A 17,034-nucleotide genomic window follows, 5' to 3' on the forward strand; every position below is an offset into this window, starting at 1 on the left:
AGGAATCTTGACGTGGCGGCAACGCAGATCAGCGGCAGGCGACGTAGCCGTTCGACCGGTCCTTGATGTCGAAATGGAAATGGTCGGCATGGGCGGCGTTGTAGCCGGGGCCGAGAACGGTCGTGAAATACTGGCAACCGCCCGACCGCACATTGTTCAGCAGGCTGCGCTGGCGGAAGCTGAACCAGCCCGGCTTGCGCACGTCGATGTCGCGGCCGTTGCTTAGCTCGATGCGCATCACATCGAGCGCGTTGCCCTGCGAGTGCTCCGACGGCGTGCTGGTGCCCGCGATGCGGCGGCACGAATAGCTCGATCCCTGATGGATGGTCTTGACGCCGGACAGGTAGCGCCAGCGTGCAGAGGGTGAAAGCTGCTCCCGCGTCCAGCTGGCGAATGAAGCCGCCATGGCGCAGGTCAGCGTGGCCGCCGGCTTCATCTCGATGTTGCCCGGCAGCATGGAAACCTGGACCGGATGAGCGATGCCGCACGACGCCCCGTCGTTGATCGGCGCGAGGTCACGATAGGTGACGCCCAGCCTGCGCAGGACGCGGCGGCATTCCACCTCGCTTGCCGGCATGTCGAGGCCGGAAGGGCGTGACATGAAGGGGTAGGCCGCCTCGCGTATGCCGGAGGGGGTCAGGCGGGCCAGCCCGCGCGGCTGCGAGGAGAATGCCGAGGTGCGCGTCTGGTTGTCGACCGTCGGCTTCAGCGACAGCACGTTCATCACCGAACAGGATGAAAAGGCCAGCGCGCCCAGGCCGATGGCCACAACCGCCATTGCCGTGCGCACGCGATGGCTGACCGACGCGCGAACTTTCGCTGCCCCGTTACGCATTACTCCGGGCATCCCGTCTTCCCTGTCCCAACAGGAAGACGATGCTAGCGCCAAAGGGTAAAGGAAATTCCAGCGCGTGGGTTCACGCCTGTGGCCGAAATGCGGCCCCGCCTACTGGCAGAAGGTCGAGCCGCCGCGACGTTCGGCCATGTCGAAATGGAAGTGGTCCGCGTGGTCCGCGTCGCTGCCCGGCCCGAGAACGGTCTTGAACGGCCCGCAGGCGGCATCCCGTATCGCCGAAATCAGCCGTGCCCTGCGTGGTTCCGCACGCTGATAGGCGCGCACTTCGATCCGGGTTTCGTCTTCAAGCTCGAGCGCGCCCCAGTCTAGCGCGTTTGCGAAGGCGTGTTCCGACAGCGTCTGTGTGCCATTGCGCGGGCGGCAGACGTATGAAGACACCTGATCGATTGCGGTGAGGTCCGAGCCGAACTCCTCGCGGGTCATGGGAATGACATGGTCGCGCACGAAGGTGGCTGTCGCCTCCGCCATCGCGCAGGTCAGCACGGCCTGCGGTCGCAGTTCGACTTCGCCGGGCAGCGAGGTAACCGTCAGGGGATGAGGGGCCGAACAGCCCGATTCCTCTTTCAGCGGCTCGTGTTCGGAGAATTCCACGCCGAGTTCGCGCAGCCTTGCGCGACATGCGACTTCGTCTGCCGGCATCGGCTCATCCTTCGCCTCCTCCTGCTTCGGCGCATCCGTCGCTTCTGCCGGCTCGTCGGCTGTCTCCTGCGCCGGATCATCAGCCTCTTGCGGACCAGCCGTTTGCTCAGGCCGCGAATCGGGCGCGTCCATCTTTGCAGGAAGCTCTTCGGTATCGGCGGATTGTGCCCGCTCCGGCAAAGGCGAGGGCGCCTGCATGGTCGAGGGCAGTTCCTCCTCCGCCTCCTGTGCCATCGCCGGGGGGCAGAAAGTGGCAACCAGCGCCATCGAAAGGAATATCCGCAAAGCGGTTGCCGGCATCATCCTCCGGACATGGGACCGATCGAGGGGAGCGGCAATGGCCCGCACCATCACTTAGCGTTACCGCGCCTTACGCTCCTATCGCCTCGAGCCCTTCTTCCAGCCAGTCGCCCAGCATGGGCATGCCCAGCAGATAGCCGGAAGCGCGGCGGCCGGCTCCGCGCTGGCGGGCCTCTGCCACGGCATTGTCCCATTCCTTGATGTCGAAGTCGCCCCGGCCGATCCAGGCCATGGCTATGAGCTCGGCAGCCTCGTCGACGTTGAGGTCGTTGATGAGCGCGCGCAGCTCGCGTTCCGTAAGGTCCTCGACCTCTTCTTCCGCCAGCCCGTCGTGGTGGTGGGCATCGCGCGACTGGTCGTCCAACTCGATCTCATGTTCGTTGCCAGCCTCGTATTCGTGGTTCAGCGCGGCGCTGATGGCCTTCGCCTTGAGGATGAAAAGGCGCACCGTGTCGGGGTCGATCGTCAGATCCCATTCTTGCTCGACGGGCTTCTGCAACGGGTTTCCTCCTGCTTGCCTTCTTATGATAGCGGATTTCCCGTGATTTTCACCGGGCAGATGTGCGATGCGTAGCGGCATCCCTCCCTCCTGTGTCGTCGGGCATTATCATGTCGCTGCTTCTCTCTCCCAAGGTCCTTCCGGTCCTGATGCTCATCGCGTCCAACATCTTCATGACGTTCGCGTGGTACGGCCACCTCAAGTTCAAGTCCGCGCCGCTCGTCACGGTCGTGATGATCAGCTGGGGCATCGCCTTCGTCGAATACTGGTTCGCCGTGCCGGCCAACCGCATCGGCCATCAGGTCTATTCGGCGGCCGAGCTCAAGACGATCCAGGAGGTCGTCACGCTCTCCGTCTTCGTGGTGTTTTCGGTGCTCTACCTGAAGGAAGGGATCACGTGGAACCACGTCGCAGGCTTCGCACTGATCGCCGGTGGCGCGGCGCTGATCTTCCGCGCATAATTTGCCGGCAAGCGGCAATTGTTGTCTGGACCAGTCAAAATTGTTCGTGAAAACTGCGCCGGAATTGTTATATTTAAGCGAACAGGCATTGAACGGTTCGTTGGCCGCGGCTCCCGGACCGTTTTCTTTTTGTGTCTCGCGCCAGTGGCGCGGGCCTGAAGAAGGAAGGAAAGGCGACTGATATGAACAAGGTCCCGATGACCGTCGGTGGGTTCGAGACGCTGAAGGAAGAGCTGCGCTGGCGCCAGCAGGAAGAGCGTCCACGCATCATCGAGGCGATTTCGGAAGCGCGTTCGCACGGCGATCTTTCGGAGAACGCCGAATACCATGCCGCCAAGGAATCGCAGAGCCTCAACGAAGGCCGCGTCAACGAGCTGGAAGACCTGATCGCGCGGGCCGACGTCATCGACGTGTCGAAGCTGTCTGGCGACAAGATCAAGTTCGGCGCGACCGTCGTGCTCCTCGACGAGGACACCGAGGAAGAGAAGACCTACCAGATCGTCGGCGACCAGGAGGCTGACGTGAAGGCGGGGCGCATCTCCATCTCCTCGCCCATTGCGCGCGCGCTGATCGGCAAGGAAGTGGGCGACGAGGTCGAGGTCAACGCACCAGGCGGCGCGCGCGGCTACGAGATCGTGGAGCTGCGCTGGGCGTGAACGATACCGGGCAGGCCGGCGCGGCGGCTCAAGTCGACATGTCGCGCCTGCTGGTCGTCGCTCCCAACTTCAAGCGCCGGCTTTCGGGCGTAACCAGCACCATCATCCAGCTCGTACCGTTGCAGGCGAGGGCCATCGGCATCGCGACGCTTGGGCCTGGCCTGCCGCCAAGTCTGCCCGCGATGAAATGGCGGCAGGTCGCCTCGCTCTGGCGGCGGCCTCTCGGCGCGCGTTTTCGCGTCTGGCACGCACGCCGAAACGTCGAAATGCTGGCAGGCGTGGTTCTGCGCGATGTCCTCCGGATGCCGCTGAAGCTGCTCTTCACCTCGGCTTCGCAGCGCGAGCACACCGGATGGACGCGCTTTCTCATCCGCCGGATGGACGCGGTCGTGGCGACCAGCCGCAAGACGGCCGCCTATCTGACCGTCCCCAATACCGTCGTCATGCACGGCATCGACACGGCGCGGTTCCACCCGGCTGCCGACCGCGCCGATGCAGCAACTGCGGTGGGGCTTAATGCGCAACAGCTATATGTCGGCTGCTTCGGGCGTGTCCGCCGGCAGAAGGGCACGGACCTGTTCGTCGACGCGATGATCGCACTTCTGCCGCATCATCCACGCTGGTCTGCCGTCATCGCTGGGCGTGCGACCGCACAGCACAAGGCGTTCGAGGATGAATTGCGTGCCCGCGTGGCGGCAGCCGGCTTGTCGGACCGCATCCTCTTCGTTGGCGAGCACCGCGACATCGAGCGCTGGTACCGCGCCCTGTCGCTGTTCGTGGCGCCGCAGCGATGGGAGGGCTTCGGCCTCACGCCACTGGAAGCGATGGCGAGCGGCGTGCCGGTCGTGGCGACCGATGTCGGCGCATTTTCCGAACTGATCCTCGAGGGCGAAACGGGGACCGTGATCCCCGCTGATGATGTTGAGGCGATGCGGATGGCGATCGAGCCCTATATGGCCGATCCCGACACGGCCTTCGCCGATGGACGGCGGGGGCGGGCGCATGTCGAGGCGAATTTTGGTCTGGACCGCGAGGCGGACCGATTGATCCGCATCTACAAAGACCTTCTATTGCCGGGATAGAAACAGGACGAACTGTCGGGAAGGCTGGTCGACATGGCGGGGCTCATCGAATCTCTCGAAAAGGCGATCACGAAGCTTTACCGCAAGCGCATCGCGCGACGTCTCTACGAGCAGTCGTCCAAAGCGGTCGAGCGCGGCCCGTTCAAGGGCATGAAGCTCATCGCGTTCTCGCATATTTCAAGCGCCCCGCTGGCTCTCAAGCTGTTCGGCCTCTACGAGCAGGAAGTGGTGGCGTTTCTCACCTCGCTGAAGGACCGGGACACGCTCATCAATCTTGGCGCGGGCGATGGCTATTACAGCGTCGGCCTCATCCGCGCCGGCATCGTCAAGCGGGCGCTCAGCTTCGAGATAGACGAGAAGGGCCGCAGGGCGATTGCTGACAACGCGGCGCAGAACGGTGTCGCAGGCAGCGTCTCGATCTTCGGCGCGGCCGATGCGGGCTTGCTGGATACATTGACGGCCGAGGGGGTCGATCCGGCATCGACCATCCTGTTGTGCGACATCGAGGGAGCCGAGTTCGACGTCATCGACGACCCGCTCGTCGCGGCGTTGCAAGGTGTGGCGTTTGCCATCGAGCTGCATGATTTCCGCTTTGCCGACGGTGCCCGGCGTCTTGAAGCGCTCACCGCGCGGTTGTCGCAAACCCACGATGTCGAGATCGTCAAGGCGGGGCCGGCCGACTGGTCAGGCATCGCCGAGCTGGAGGCGCTGCACGACAACGCACGTGCACTGGTAACCTCAGACGGACGCAAGAAGTTGGGACTTTGGCTCTTTGCGCGTCCGAAAACCGTTTAGTCGAGCAAGTAGAACGAGTTGTTGCGCGAACGGCCCATCAGCCGATAGCCGCGCTTTGCGAAGGCGGCCGCGCAGGCGGGGTAGTCTTCGCCGTTTCCCGGATGCTCGATCACGATGCGGCGCGGCAGCAGCGCCACGTCGCTGCGCTCTATGAACGGCGCAAGCACCCTGTCCTCGTGGCCCTCGATGTCGATCTTCAGCCCATCGATGCGTTCGACACCTGCCTCTGCGAGGATCGACGACAGCGTGCGGATCGGTATCGAGCCCGCCACTTCATCCTCCACCGATACGATGGCTATGTCGTTCTTGCGGATGCTGAGCGAGCCCATGCCTTCGCGGTCACTGACCGCGCAGGAAAAAATGGAGATGTTGTCGAGACCGGACGCACTCGCGTTCCAGGCAAGTCGCCTTGCCATCAGCCGGTTGGCGTCGATGGCGACGACCTTGCCCTGCGGCCCAGCCTGCTTTGCCAGCGGCAGGGTGTAGAGGCCGATATTTGCACCGATATCGAGGAATGTGCCGCCGGGGGGCACACCTTGGATCAGGAAGTCGATATCGGCGGCGTTGTAGGCGGGGTTCAGCAATATGCCGAACTCGATGAGGTTGTTTCGTCCGCGCAGGCGATAGGCGCACCCGCGAAAGGTGACGTCCAGCGGGCGCTCGCCGCCGCCCATGATGAGGCGCGTCATCGTCCTGCGGAAAAGCCCTCGATGCAGCACGCTTCCCGCAGCCAACGCGATCAGCGCCTTCTGCCGCGCATTGGGCGCGAAGTGGCCGAATGGCAGATGCTCGTCGTTGTCGACGCCTTCATGTTCGCTGCTGGGGAGCGGTCTTGTCGCCGAAACCATCGTGGTTACTCGCCTATGCCGACCAGCCCCTCGTCCTTGACCTGCTTGATCGTCAGCGCCGTGCGCACGGTGTCTACGTTTGGCGCAGACGTCAGTTCCTCGATCACAAAGGTCTGGAACGTCGTCAGGTCGCTCGCAACGCAGTGAAGCATGAAGTCGGATTCGCCCGAAACCATCCATGCCCGCCGCACGATCGGCCAGTTGCGCGTACGTTCCGCGAACGCCTTGAGCTCGGCGTCCGACTGGTGCTGCAAGCCGATGAGGCAGAAGGCCACGACATCGAGGCCCAGTTCGCGGGCGTTCAGCAATGCGCGATAGCCGCGAATGACGCCTGCGTCCTCCAGCCGCTTTACCCGCCTCAGGCAGGGCGGGGCCGAAATGCCGACGCGGCGCGACAGCTCGACATTGGTCATCCGGCCGTCGTTCTGAAGCTCCTTGAGGATTTTCCAGTCGATGGCGTCGAGATCGGCCTTTATGGGCATATGGCAGTTCCGGCGGGCGAGGGTGAGTGAGAATCTGTCGCGACTGGGTGGCGAAACTAACGGATAATGTCCGTCTCTCCAAAGCTTTTCGGGTGCGGCGCACCGCTTTGTGTCGCCAGGCGGGCACGATACCGTGACTTTCCCCAGCCTAGTGGCGGGCGGAACAATTCGTCGCCTTGCAAGGGGTGTACCACAACACCTAGATTAGGCGGAGAATAAGCGAAACCGTTTCACGGCAGTTCACACACGCGCCCGCGAGGGGCAGCGCAGCGGCGGAAGGCATAGTCATGACAGCGAAACACGCGCCTGTCCTCATCATCGGCTCTGGCCCTGCCGGCTATACGGCGGCAATCTATGCCGCGCGCGCGCTGCTCGAGCCGGTGTTGATATCGGGCATGCAGCAGGGCGGGCAGCTCACCATCACCACCGATGTCGAGAACTATCCGGGCTTTGCCGATCCGATCCAGGGCCCGTGGCTGATGGAGCAGATGCGCGCGCAGGCCGAGCATGTTGGTGCCGAAATCGTCGTGGACCTGGTCACCAACGTGGACATCGACGTGCGGCCGTTCCGCGTCTCGACGGATTCGGGCGCCCAGTACACCTGCGACGCGCTGATCGTGGCGACGGGCGCGCAGGCCAAGTGGCTGGGCATCCCCAGCGAGGAAACCTTCATGGGCTTCGGCGTTTCGGCCTGCGCCACCTGCGACGGCTTCTTCTACCGCGGCAAGGATGTGGTGGTCGTGGGCGGCGGCAACACGGCCGTCGAGGAAGCGCTATACCTCGCCAACATCGCCAGGAGCGTGACTGTCATCCACCGCCGCGACGAGTTCCGCGCCGAGCGCATCCTGCAGGAGCGCCTGTTCAAGAAGGATAACGTCAAGGTCGTCTGGGACCATGTGGTGGACGAGATCGTCGGCGACGTGCGCAAGGCGCCGCTGCCGCCGTCGGTCAACGGTCTTAAACTCAGGAACATCCGGACCGGCGAAGTCTCCGAGATGAACGTCGATGGCCTGTTCGTCGCGATCGGCCATGCGCCGGCGGTCGACCTGTTCGCCGGCAAGCTCAAGCAGAAGCCCAACGGCTATCTGTGGACTGCGGCGGATTCGACGGCGACCGATGTGCCCGGCGTCTTCGCGGCCGGCGACGTGACCGACGACATCTATCGTCAGGCGGTAACTGCTGCCGGCATGGGCTGCATGGCAGCGCTCGAGGCCGAGCGCTACATCGCCGAAATGGAAGCTCACCGCGAAGCGGCCGAATAGCCGCCCCGCATTCTGGTTGAGGGGACCGGATCTATGGCTCTGGACTGGGACAAGCTGCGCGTCTTCCACGCGGCCGCCGAGGCGGGGTCGTTCACCCACGCCGCCGAAACGCTGCGCCTGTCGCAGTCGGCGATTTCGCGGCAGGTGAGCGCGCTGGAACAGGATGTCGGCGTGGCGCTTTTCCATCGCCACGCGCGCGGCCTCGTGCTGACCGAGCAGGGCGAGATGCTCTATCAGACCGCGCACGAAGTGCTGATGAAGCTGGAAAGCGTGCGCATGCGGCTGACCGAGGCGAAAGATCGCCCGTCCGGGCCGCTGCGCGTCACCACGACGGTGGGGCTGGGCTCCGGCTGGCTGACCGAGCGCGTGCAGGAATTCCTCGACCTTTATCCGGAAATCCAGCTTCAGCTCATCCTCGCCAACGAAGAGCTTGATCTTACGCTTCGCCAGGCCGACTGCGCGATCCGCCTGCGCCAGCCTCAGCAGCCCGATCTCATCCAGCGCAAGCTGTTCACGGTGCATTTCCACCTCTACGCGTCGCCGTCCTATGTGAACAAGCACGGGAAGCCGCGCTCGATCGAGGAACTCGACCAGCATCGCATCGTCACGTTCGGCGAGCCGGTTCCGTTTCATCTGGCAGACATGAACTGGCTGGAAACGGCCGGGAGGCCCGAAGGATCGAGGCGCCACGCATCGCTGCAGATCAACAACATCATGTCGATCAAGGTTGCCGTCGAGCGCGGGGCCGGTATCGCGATGCTGCCCGACTACATGGTCGAGAAGGACTCAGGCCTCGTCCAGCTGATGCCCGAGACCGAAGTGCCGTCCTTCGACACCTATTTCTGCTACCCGGACGCCATGAAGAACCAGGTGAAGCTGCATGTCTTCCGCGATTTCCTCATCGCCAAGGCTCGGAGCTGGTCGTACTGATCCTGCCGATAAAACAGGCATCGTAGGGCGAGTGGGTAATCATCGTGCATCCTCTTTCAGCCATGCAGAAGTCGCATAGGTGCATTGCAAAATACCTTGCTTGCAATTTGGGCAGATAGAGCCCATATCCTAATCATCTCCCGGGCGCGTTCCTCCTCCCATTAGCGCCCGCGAGTGTTCCCCTCTGGAGGTTTTGCCTAACGGCACTTCCAACAACTTCAGCCGGATCCTTCCAGATCCGGCTTTTTTCTTGCCTGCATGACGGGCGTGGCCAAATCGTCTTGGCTATCCATCCGCACAACTCATCTGGCCTTCGTGCTGGCTTGGCCGCGTATGCGCACCATGCCGCCTCACCATGTAACGGTGACTTGTAACTCCCCGTAACCTGCACATGCGGGCCGAACGCGGCTAATGATTTCTGCAGGACGCGGTGGCGCGACGATGCCACGGGGGATGGGGGCATCTCCTGCAGCTTCGGCGCGCAATGCAAACATCGTGTCCCTTCCATAACCGTCTCCGGGCTTGCTCGGCAAAAAGCGGCGGACCTGACGAAATCGGCTAACCCGGTCGCGGTCTGCAAGAAAAACGGCGCCAGTCCCAAGAGCTGGCGCCGTTTTCTTTTGTGCAGACGTCAGGCGGCCTTGCCGTGGGCGTTCATCACGTCGTCCGCCAGGCGGCCGGTCAGTTCGGCCATGTGGTCGAACCTTGCAACGTAGGTCGCCACGCCGGCGGTGGCCGAACGCAGCTCGACGATCAGATTGCCGATCTCTGCCTGGGGCATCGTCGCTTCCACGACGTCCCATCCGTCCCACCCCGGCCGTCCGTCGAAGCCCAGTATCTGGCCGCGCCGCTGGGGCACGATCGCCGTGACCTTGGCTGTCGTGTCCGACGGCGTATAGATTTCCACCTTGAGGATCGGTTCGAGCAGCACCGGCGAGCAAGCCGCCATGCCTTCCTTCATGCCCAGCCGTGCGGCCTGCTGGAAGGCCATGTCGGACGAATCCACCGTGTGGTAGGAGCCGTCGGCCAGGTTCACGGCCACGTCCACGACCGGGAAGCCGAGCGGTCCGGCCTTGAGATAATCGCGTATCCCGTTCTCGACCGAGGGAATGTACTGCTTGGGCACGACGCCGCCGGTGATGGTGTCGGTGAACGCGAAGCCCGCGCCGCGCTCCAGCGGCTTGATGTCCAGCACCACGTCGCCGAACTGGCCGTGGCCTCCGGACTGCTTCTTGTGACGGCCGCGCTGGGTCACCGATTTGCGGATCGTCTCGCGATAGGGCACCTGCGGCGGGTGGGATTCGACCGCGATCTGGTACTTGCCCTCCAGCCGCTCCACGGTGACGCGCAGATGCATCTCGCCATGGCCGGAGATGATCGTTTCGCCTGTGTCCTGGTTCTGCTCCATCGACAGCGACGGGTCTTCCTGCAGCAGTCGCTGCAGGCTGGCCGAAAGCTTTACGTCGTCCTTGCGCTCGCGCGGCCGCAGCGCCGTCGTGTAGACCGGCGGCGGCACGTCGAGGCTGACCAGCGGCCCCACGCCCTTGGCGGTGCTGAGCGTATCGCCGGTGGCGATGTCGTCCAGCTTGCCCAGCGCCACCGTCTCGCCTTCCTCCGCAGCCGCGATCTTGGACTGGTCTTTGCCCAGCATGCGGTAGAGCCCGGACACCTTTCCGCCGGCGCCGCTGGAGGCAAACACCTCGCTTGCATCCGCGATGCGTCCCGCAAGCACGCGCGCCATCGAAAGCTTGCCGCCGTGTGGGGTGTGCACCGTCTTCATGATCTGCAGTGCCGGCTTGCCGTCTGGAACGCCCAGCCGAGCGCGCGTCGCGTCTGCATCCGGCGCGTCATGGCGGATGGCCTTGAGCAGCCGGAGGACGCCGTTGCCCTTCTCTGCCGAACCGATCAGCACCGGCGTCACCGAGCCTTCGCGAAGGTCGGCAGCTAGGTCGTCGAAGATTTCGTCGCGGGGCGGCTCGATCTCTTCGAGAAGCTGTTCCATCAGCGCATCGTCGTGATCGGCCAGCGTCTCCAGCATCGAGAAACGCGCCTCGATTTCCCGCGCCTTGTCGTCGTCGGGGATTTCGGTGATCTCGCTTTCGGCGTGCTCGCGATAGACGTAGGCGCGCTCCAGCGCCAGGTCGATCGACCCGACGACGATGCCGTCCTTGCGCAGCGGTATCTGGCGCAGCAGCAGGGGCGTCGAGCTTGCCGGCTGAAGCAGCTTCAGCGTGTCGCGCACGCCGGCGCTCGCCTTGTCGATCTTGTTGAGAAAAAGCATGCGCGGGACGCCCATGGCGTCGAGCTGGCGCATGATGAGCTGGAGGGCGGGGAATTTCTTCTCGTCCGGTTCGGCCACGACGATGGCGAGGTCGCAGGCCGCCAGCACCGGCTGCGCCTCAAAGGCGAATTCGATTGAGCCGGGGCAATCGACGAAGGTGATGCTTTCGCCCATGAAGTCCGTCGTGGCGAAGGTTGCCTCGACGCTCATCTGGTGCGCGCGGGCTTCCGCGGAATGGTCGCCCACCGTGCTGCCCGACGCTACCGTGTTCTGTCTCTGGATGGCGCCTGTCCGCGCCAGAAGCGCTTCAAGCAGCGTTGTCTTTCCGCTCGCGAAGGGACCGACGATGGCTACGCATTTCGGTCCCTTGCGTCGTTCTCCGGCTCTTTTACCCATGGTGACCAGACCTCCTCTCACGCGTTTCCTCATGAGCGGCGGCCGGCCCGCGGCCGTCGCGTGGCCACGACGGCTCTGCGGCCGTGCGGGGCCATGAGGCATCGTCACACGGGACAGGGATCAGGGCAAGAGGGAGACGGGCGGCAGGGGCCGCCCGCGTTGCAGATCAGGTCAGCGAGCCGGCGAAGCGCTGGATGCGCGTGCAGGCTTCTTCCAGCGCCTCGTCCGATGCGGCATACGAGATGCGGAAGTTGGGGCCGAGGCCGAATGCCGAACCGTGGACGACCGCCACGCCTTCGGCTTCCAGCAGTTCGGTGATGAAGTCCTCGTCGGTCTCGATCACCTTGCCGGCAGCCGTTTTCCTGCCGATCAGCCCCTCGCACGAGGGGTAGACGTAGAACGCGCCTTCGGGCGTCGGGCAGGTGATGCCGCGCGCCTGGTTGAGCATCGAGACCACGAGGTCGCGACGGCCCTGGAAGACGGCCTTGTTCTTCTGGATGAAGTCCTGCGGTCCGTTGAGCGCCTCGACGGAAGCCCATTGCGCGATGGTGCATGCGCCGGAGGTCTGCTGGCCCTGGATCATGTCCATCGCCTTGATGAGCGCGAGCGGGCCTGCTGCATAGCCGATGCGCCAGCCGGTCATCGCATAGGCTTTGGACACGCCGTTCATCGTCAGCGTGCGTTCGTAGAGTGCAGGCTCCACCTCGGCGATCGTCCTGAAGACGAAGTCGCCATAGGTCAGGTGCTCGTACATGTCGTCGGTCAGCGTCCAGACATGCGGGTGCTTCAGGAGCACGTCGGCCAGCGCGCGCAGCTCTGCCTCGCTGTAGGCCGCGCCGGACGGGTTGGACGGCGAGTTCATCAACAGCCACTTGGTCTTCGGCGTGATCGCCTTTTCGAGCACTTCGGCCGTCAGCTTGAAGCCATTGTCGATCGATGTGTCGGCGAAGACCGGCGTGCCGCCACACAGCGCCACCATCTCCGGGTAGCTTACCCAGTAGGGGCGGGGCACGATCACCTCGTCGCCGGGGTTCAGCGTCGCCATGAAGGCGTTGAACAGGATCTGCTTGCCGCCGGTGCCGACGATGGTCTGCTCGGGCTTGTAGTCGAGATTGTTCTCGCGCTTGAACTTCCTGGCGATGGCCTCGCGCAGCGGCACGATGCCCGACACCGGCGGATACTTCGTCTCGCCGCGGCGGATGGCCTCGATGGCCGCGTTCTTGATGTTGTCGGGCGTGTCGAAATCCGGTTCGCCTGCACCCAGCGAGATTACGTCGCGGCCTTTGGCCTTCAGCTCGCGTGCTTTCTGCGTGACCGCGATGGTCGCGGAAGGCTTTACGCGTGAAAGGGCATCGGCGAGGAAGGCCATGATCTGTCTCCGGTGGGAAATGGCCGCTGGTCGCGACCGGCTTTGGACGGCGATCTAATGTCGCATCGGGCCGGGAATCGCAAGCGCGGAAAGCATCGGGAGCGCGGGTTTCATCCCATTAACAGACGGTAAATCCTTCGGTGGGAAGTTGTCGGCACACGCATTGCAGGGGGCGTGGAGGAAACTGCTTGGCGCGCAGCATCGCCCTTGCGCATGTCGACATCGACGAGCATCGCATCGCGACCGGTGCGTGGGGGCCGTTTACACTGAAGTCCGCGTTCCAGCCTATCTTCTCCTTCGATCGCGGCAAGCTCGTGATGGCGGCCTTCGAAGGATTGCTGCGGCCTTTCCGCGACGGCGAGGTGATGTCGCCGCCTGCGTTCTTCGCCTCCCTTTCGGCGGCAGAAAGGCTGCATGTAGAAACCCTGGCGCGCACGCTGCATATTCTCAACGCCGGAGCGCATCTCGATCCGGCAAAGAAGCTCTTCATCAATTTCGACCCGTCCGTGTTCTCGGATAGGGAAATCATCGCCAATGCGCTGCGCGACATGCGGCTGACGATGCATGAAGCAGGCATCGACGCCCGCGACGTGGTCTGCGAGGTGACGGAGCAACGCTCGACCTCCCAGCAGGCGCTTGAGGGATTTGTCGCGGCGCTCCGCGACGACGGGTTTCGCATCGCGGTAGACGATTACGGCGCGCAGCAATCCGACATGGAGCGGATTTCCGCGCTCAAGCCGGACATCGTCAAATTCGACGGCCGCTGGATCGCGCGGCTCATGGAAACCCGGCAGGGGGTGGCGCTTCTGGCGCTGATGGTGGGTGAGTTTTCGGCGCGCGGCATCACCGTCGTTTTCGAGGGCATCGAGGAAGGCTGGCAGATCGAGGTTGCCGAGGCTGCTGGCGCACACATGGTGCAGGGCTTCGCGCTGGCCAGGCCCGAGCTGGCCCCGACGAGCTTCGCCGTCCTGCACCCGGACCCGCAGGGGCCCGCCGCGACGGATGCGCACGTGCGACAGCGCCGCGTCGGCGGCAGTTCGGCAAAAGCCTTCGGTCGCCGCGTGGCGTCATGACGATGCTCGAGCAGCTGGACCGGGGGATATCCGCCGACGAGATCGGCATCGAAACCGCGCGCCACGGCAATCTGGTGCTGCGCAGCGCCTTCCAGCTCATCTACCGGCGCGACGGTGACACGCTGCGCGCGGTGGCGGCGGAGGGGTTCCTGCGTCCATTCGACAAGGGCATGCCGATTGCGCCGCGCCCTTTCCTTGCGTCGCTCAAGGCGGCCGAACGCGCGCTCGTGGAGCGTTACGCCGTGGCGCTGCACCTTGCGAACCACCGTCACATCGATGTCGAGGGCCTCGATCACGTGCTGGCGGTGGGCATCGGGGCCGGCTTCGCAGATGATCTCCCGTTGTTCCTCGTCCGCGCGGAGGTGCCGGCGTCGCGACTGATCTGCACCTTCCGCAATCCGTCCGCGTTCGCTCCCGGCACACTCAGCGTGGTCGCGCGCACGCTCAAGGCGCTCGGCGCGCGCGTCGCCATCGGCGGTCTGGTCGAGGAGCAACCTCCGGTGGGTGCGATCCGCTCGCTAGAGCCCGATATCGCCCGGATCGATGGGTCATGGTTCCGCCGCGTGGCTGAAAGCGAAAGCGCCCGCAGGCTCCTGCCGGACCTCGTCGGCGGGTTCAGGGCACAGGGCGCGCAGGTGCTCGTCGAAGGCATAGAGACGCGCCACCAGCTTGCCGCTGCGCTGGAGGCGGGGGTAGATCTCTTTCAGGGGTTTCTTCTTTCAAGCCCGCTTCTGGCCGGCACGGCCATCGATACCGCCACGATCGACCTTCCAGATATCTTCTCCGACGAGGCCAACGTCATACCGTTGTTCGGGCCGCTGTTCGGCCGCGCGTGACCCATCAGCCGCGTTGAAGGCAGGTCCAAAACTTGTCATTGGAGCGATCGCTCCTTTCCCGGTACGAAAATCCGAACTGGAAAAGGGGACGCCAATGCTCACGCTTTATGGAATGCACGACAGCGGCAACTGCTACAAGCCGCGCCTGCTGATGGCAAAGCTCGGCCGGCCGTTCCGCCATGTCGAGGTCAACTCCATCACGGGTGCGACGCGCGAGCCGGGCTTCCTCGCCAAGAACCCCAACGGCAAAGTGCCGCTTCTCGAGATGGAAGATGGATCGCTGCTGGCGGAATCGAACGCGATTCTCCTTTATCTGGCAGAAGGCACCCGGTTCGTGCCGGAGGACGCCTACGAGCGCGCGCTGGTTTATCAGTGGTTGTTCTTCGAGCAATATAGCCACGAGCCGTTCATCGCCGTGCGCCGCGCCCTCAAGAAGTATCCCGAGCGCGCGAGCCAGGCGACGCCCGAGCGCATGGCTCAGCTTCTGGAAGGGGGGCACAGGGCGCTGGACGTGATGGAGCGGCAGCTTGGCAGGACGCCCTTCATGGCGGGCTCTGCGATCAGCGTGGCGGACATCGCGTTGTTTGCCTACACGCAGGACGCGTCCTTTGCCGGCTACGAGATGGGGAGATTCCCGCACGTTTCGAAGTGGCTCGATCGGGTGCGCGCCGACGACGGCCATGTCTCGCTCGACTGGCTGCCATAAGGCGAGCAGCACGTTTCAAAGCCGCGGCGTTGATTTTCATATGATTTTCGTTTTGCCATCGGAATGCTGTGGAACATTCGTTGCGAAGTTTCACGAAAATGAAACAAAACTGTTGCCGAGCCGTCACATAGCGTCAATACTCCCGATTGCGGAACCGGCCAGCCAGTGGCGCAGCCTTTTTGCGGCGCAACGGGCCGGGTCTTTCGCCAACGAATAACGGGAGTGCAACATGAAGACCCAAGGCTTTGCGGCAGGCCTCGCCGCGACAATCACCATTTTGTCCACATCTGCCGCATTCGCGGTCACCGAGATCTCGTGGTGGCATGCGATGACCGGCGCGAACAACGAAGTCGTCGAGACGCTCTCCAAGGAATTCAACGAGAGCCAGAGCGAATACAAGGTCGTCCCCGTCTTCAAGGGAACCTATCCCGAGACGCTGAACGCCGGCATCGCCGCCTTCCGCGCCCGCCAGTCGCCGCACATCATCCAGGTCTTCGACGTCGGCACCGGTGTCATGATGGCCGCCGAAGGTGCCATTCGTCCGGTCGCCGACGTGCTGCCGCTGGGCGGCCGCGACTTCAACAAGGACGAGTACCTGCCGGGCATCGTCGCCTATTACTCCAAGCCCGACGGCACGATGCTGTCGTTCCCCTACAACTCTTCCTCGCCGATCCTCTATTACAACAAGGATCACTTCGAGAAGGCCGGTCTCGACACCGAGAACCCGCCCAAGACGTGGCCGGAAGTGTTCGATGCGGCCAGAAAGATCAAGGAATCGGGTGCGGCGCCATGCGGTCTCACCTCCACTTGGCTGACCTGGATTGGCCTTGAGAACTTCGCCGCATGGAACAACCTCCAGTACGGCACCAACGAGAACGGCCTGGCCTCGACCGATGTCGAGCTCAAGATCAACGAAGGCCTGTTCGTCACGCATTTCCAGAACATCGCCGATCTGGCCAAGGACGACACGTTCCGCTACGGCGGCCGTACGTCGGAAGCCAAGCAGCTCTTCCTGTCGGGCGAATGCTCCATCTTCACCGAATCGTCCGGCGGCCTCGGCGACGTGATCAATTCGGGCATGAACTATGGCCTCGGCCAGCTTCCCTACTACCCGGAGGCCGAAGGCGCACCGCAGAACACCATCCCCGGCGGCGCCAGCCTCTGGGTGTTCGAGGGTCACACGGACGAGGAATACAAGGGCGTCGCGACGTTCTTCAACTTCCTCTCGCAGACCGAAATCCAGGAGCGCCTGCATCAGGTTTCGGGCTACCTGCCGGTGACGATGGAAGCATATGAAGCCACCAAGGCTTCCGGCTTCTACGATGAGAACCCGGGCCGCGAAATCCCGATCACTCAGATGATGGGCAAGGCGCCGACCGAGAACTCGCGCGGCGTGCGACTCGTCAACCTGCCGCAGGTCCGCGACATCCAGAACGAAGAGTTCGAAAAGATGCTGGCCGGCGATCAGGACGCACAGACGGCTCTCAACAACGCCGTCGAGCGTTCCAACGCTGCCATTCAGCAGGCAATCGGCAACTAAGCCGCCGCGCCTTCAACTCGACC

The 17,034-nt window shown here is 63.8% G+C and carries 17 protein-coding genes; 10 read left to right on the plus strand and 7 right to left on the minus strand.

Annotated elements, in window-relative coordinates; translation table 11 throughout:
* Positions 1–28: 28 nt before the first annotated feature.
* The 3 genes from FY036_RS17320 to FY036_RS17330 all read right to left on the minus strand — a co-directional run bounded on the left by FY036_RS17320 (position 29) and on the right by FY036_RS17330 (position 2,294).
* Positions 29–847 (minus strand): extensin-like domain-containing protein, encoded by an 819-nt coding sequence (locus tag FY036_RS17320; protein WP_148916018.1) that lies wholly within the window; start codon positions 845–847, stop codon positions 29–31.
* Positions 848–946: 99 nt separating this feature from the next.
* Positions 947–1,762, minus strand: a complete 816-nt coding sequence (locus FY036_RS17325) for an extensin-like domain-containing protein (protein ID WP_161601160.1) — start codon at positions 1,760–1,762, stop codon at positions 947–949.
* A gap of 103 nt (positions 1,763–1,865) precedes the next feature.
* Positions 1,866–2,294, minus strand: coding sequence for a DUF3775 domain-containing protein (locus FY036_RS17330; RefSeq protein ID WP_148916020.1), 429 nt, complete (start codon positions 2,292–2,294; stop codon positions 1,866–1,868).
* 110 nt (positions 2,295–2,404) lie between these two features.
* Here FY036_RS17330 and FY036_RS17335 point away from each other — a divergent pair, with 110 nt between their 5' ends.
* The 4 genes from FY036_RS17335 (at position 2,405) to FY036_RS17350 (ending at position 5,288) form a co-directional block, all read left to right on the plus strand.
* On the plus strand, positions 2,405–2,755 hold the full coding sequence (locus tag FY036_RS17335; protein ID WP_148916021.1) for a DMT family protein: 351 nt from the start codon (positions 2,405–2,407) through the stop codon (positions 2,753–2,755).
* 182 nt (positions 2,756–2,937) lie between these two features.
* A complete protein-coding gene (gene greA / locus FY036_RS17340) occupies positions 2,938–3,411 on the plus strand; it encodes a transcription elongation factor GreA (protein WP_148916022.1) in 474 nt (157 codons plus the stop codon).
* 38 nt (positions 3,412–3,449) lie between these two features.
* Positions 3,450–4,493: a glycosyltransferase family 4 protein gene (locus tag FY036_RS17345; RefSeq protein WP_148916288.1), complete on the plus strand. Its 1,044-nt coding sequence runs from the start codon at positions 3,450–3,452 to the stop codon at positions 4,491–4,493.
* A 33-nt stretch (positions 4,494–4,526) separates the two neighbouring features.
* A complete protein-coding gene (locus FY036_RS17350) occupies positions 4,527–5,288 on the plus strand; it encodes a hypothetical protein (protein ID WP_148916023.1) in 762 nt (253 codons plus the stop codon).
* Here the strand turns inward: FY036_RS17350 and FY036_RS17355 are convergent.
* Positions 5,285–6,136, minus strand: a complete 852-nt coding sequence (locus FY036_RS17355) for an FkbM family methyltransferase (protein ID WP_148916024.1) — start codon at positions 6,134–6,136, stop codon at positions 5,285–5,287. The two genes, FY036_RS17350 and FY036_RS17355, sit on opposite strands and share 4 nt — an antisense overlap.
* 5 nt (positions 6,137–6,141) lie before the next feature.
* Positions 6,142–6,618 (minus strand): Lrp/AsnC family transcriptional regulator, encoded by a 477-nt coding sequence (locus tag FY036_RS17360; protein WP_148916025.1) that lies wholly within the window; start codon positions 6,616–6,618, stop codon positions 6,142–6,144.
* A gap of 287 nt (positions 6,619–6,905) precedes the next feature.
* Here FY036_RS17360 and trxB point away from each other — a divergent pair, with 287 nt between their 5' ends.
* Both trxB and FY036_RS17370 read left to right on the plus strand, forming a co-directional pair.
* On the plus strand, positions 6,906–7,880 hold the full coding sequence (trxB, locus tag FY036_RS17365; protein ID WP_148916026.1) for a thioredoxin-disulfide reductase: 975 nt from the start codon (positions 6,906–6,908) through the stop codon (positions 7,878–7,880).
* A 33-nt stretch (positions 7,881–7,913) separates the two neighbouring features.
* Positions 7,914–8,810 (plus strand): LysR family transcriptional regulator, encoded by an 897-nt coding sequence (locus FY036_RS17370; protein WP_148916027.1) that lies wholly within the window; start codon positions 7,914–7,916, stop codon positions 8,808–8,810.
* A gap of 631 nt (positions 8,811–9,441) precedes the next feature.
* On the opposite strand, the gene FY036_RS17375 is transcribed toward FY036_RS17370, so the two are convergent.
* Entirely contained in the window at positions 9,442–11,487 is a 2,046-nt protein-coding gene (locus FY036_RS17375) for an elongation factor G (protein ID WP_148916028.1), read from the minus strand.
* Positions 11,488–11,653: 166 nt separating this feature from the next.
* Positions 11,654–12,856, minus strand: a complete 1,203-nt coding sequence (locus tag FY036_RS17380; RefSeq protein WP_148916029.1) for a pyridoxal phosphate-dependent aminotransferase — start codon at positions 12,854–12,856, stop codon at positions 11,654–11,656.
* Between the two features lie 188 nt (positions 12,857–13,044).
* Between FY036_RS17380 and FY036_RS17385 the strand changes: the two genes are divergently transcribed.
* The 4 genes from FY036_RS17385 to ugpB all read left to right on the plus strand — a co-directional run bounded on the left by FY036_RS17385 (position 13,045) and on the right by ugpB (position 17,011).
* Positions 13,045–13,929, plus strand: coding sequence for an EAL domain-containing protein (locus tag FY036_RS17385; RefSeq protein WP_148916030.1), 885 nt, complete (start codon positions 13,045–13,047; stop codon positions 13,927–13,929).
* Between the two features lie 2 nt (positions 13,930–13,931).
* Positions 13,932–14,765, plus strand: coding sequence for an EAL domain-containing protein (locus FY036_RS17390; protein WP_161601161.1), 834 nt, complete (start codon positions 13,932–13,934; stop codon positions 14,763–14,765).
* A gap of 94 nt (positions 14,766–14,859) precedes the next feature.
* Positions 14,860–15,471, plus strand: coding sequence for a glutathione S-transferase family protein (locus tag FY036_RS17395; RefSeq protein WP_148916032.1), 612 nt, complete (start codon positions 14,860–14,862; stop codon positions 15,469–15,471).
* A gap of 229 nt (positions 15,472–15,700) precedes the next feature.
* Positions 15,701–17,011, plus strand: coding sequence for a sn-glycerol-3-phosphate ABC transporter substrate-binding protein UgpB (gene ugpB, locus FY036_RS17400; protein WP_148916033.1), 1,311 nt, complete (start codon positions 15,701–15,703; stop codon positions 17,009–17,011).
* Positions 17,012–17,034 lie beyond the last annotated feature (23 nt).

The sequence above is a fragment of the Neoaquamicrobium microcysteis genome (assembly GCF_008180155.1).
GTDB lineage: Bacteria > Pseudomonadota > Alphaproteobacteria > Rhizobiales > Rhizobiaceae > Aerobium > Aerobium microcysteis.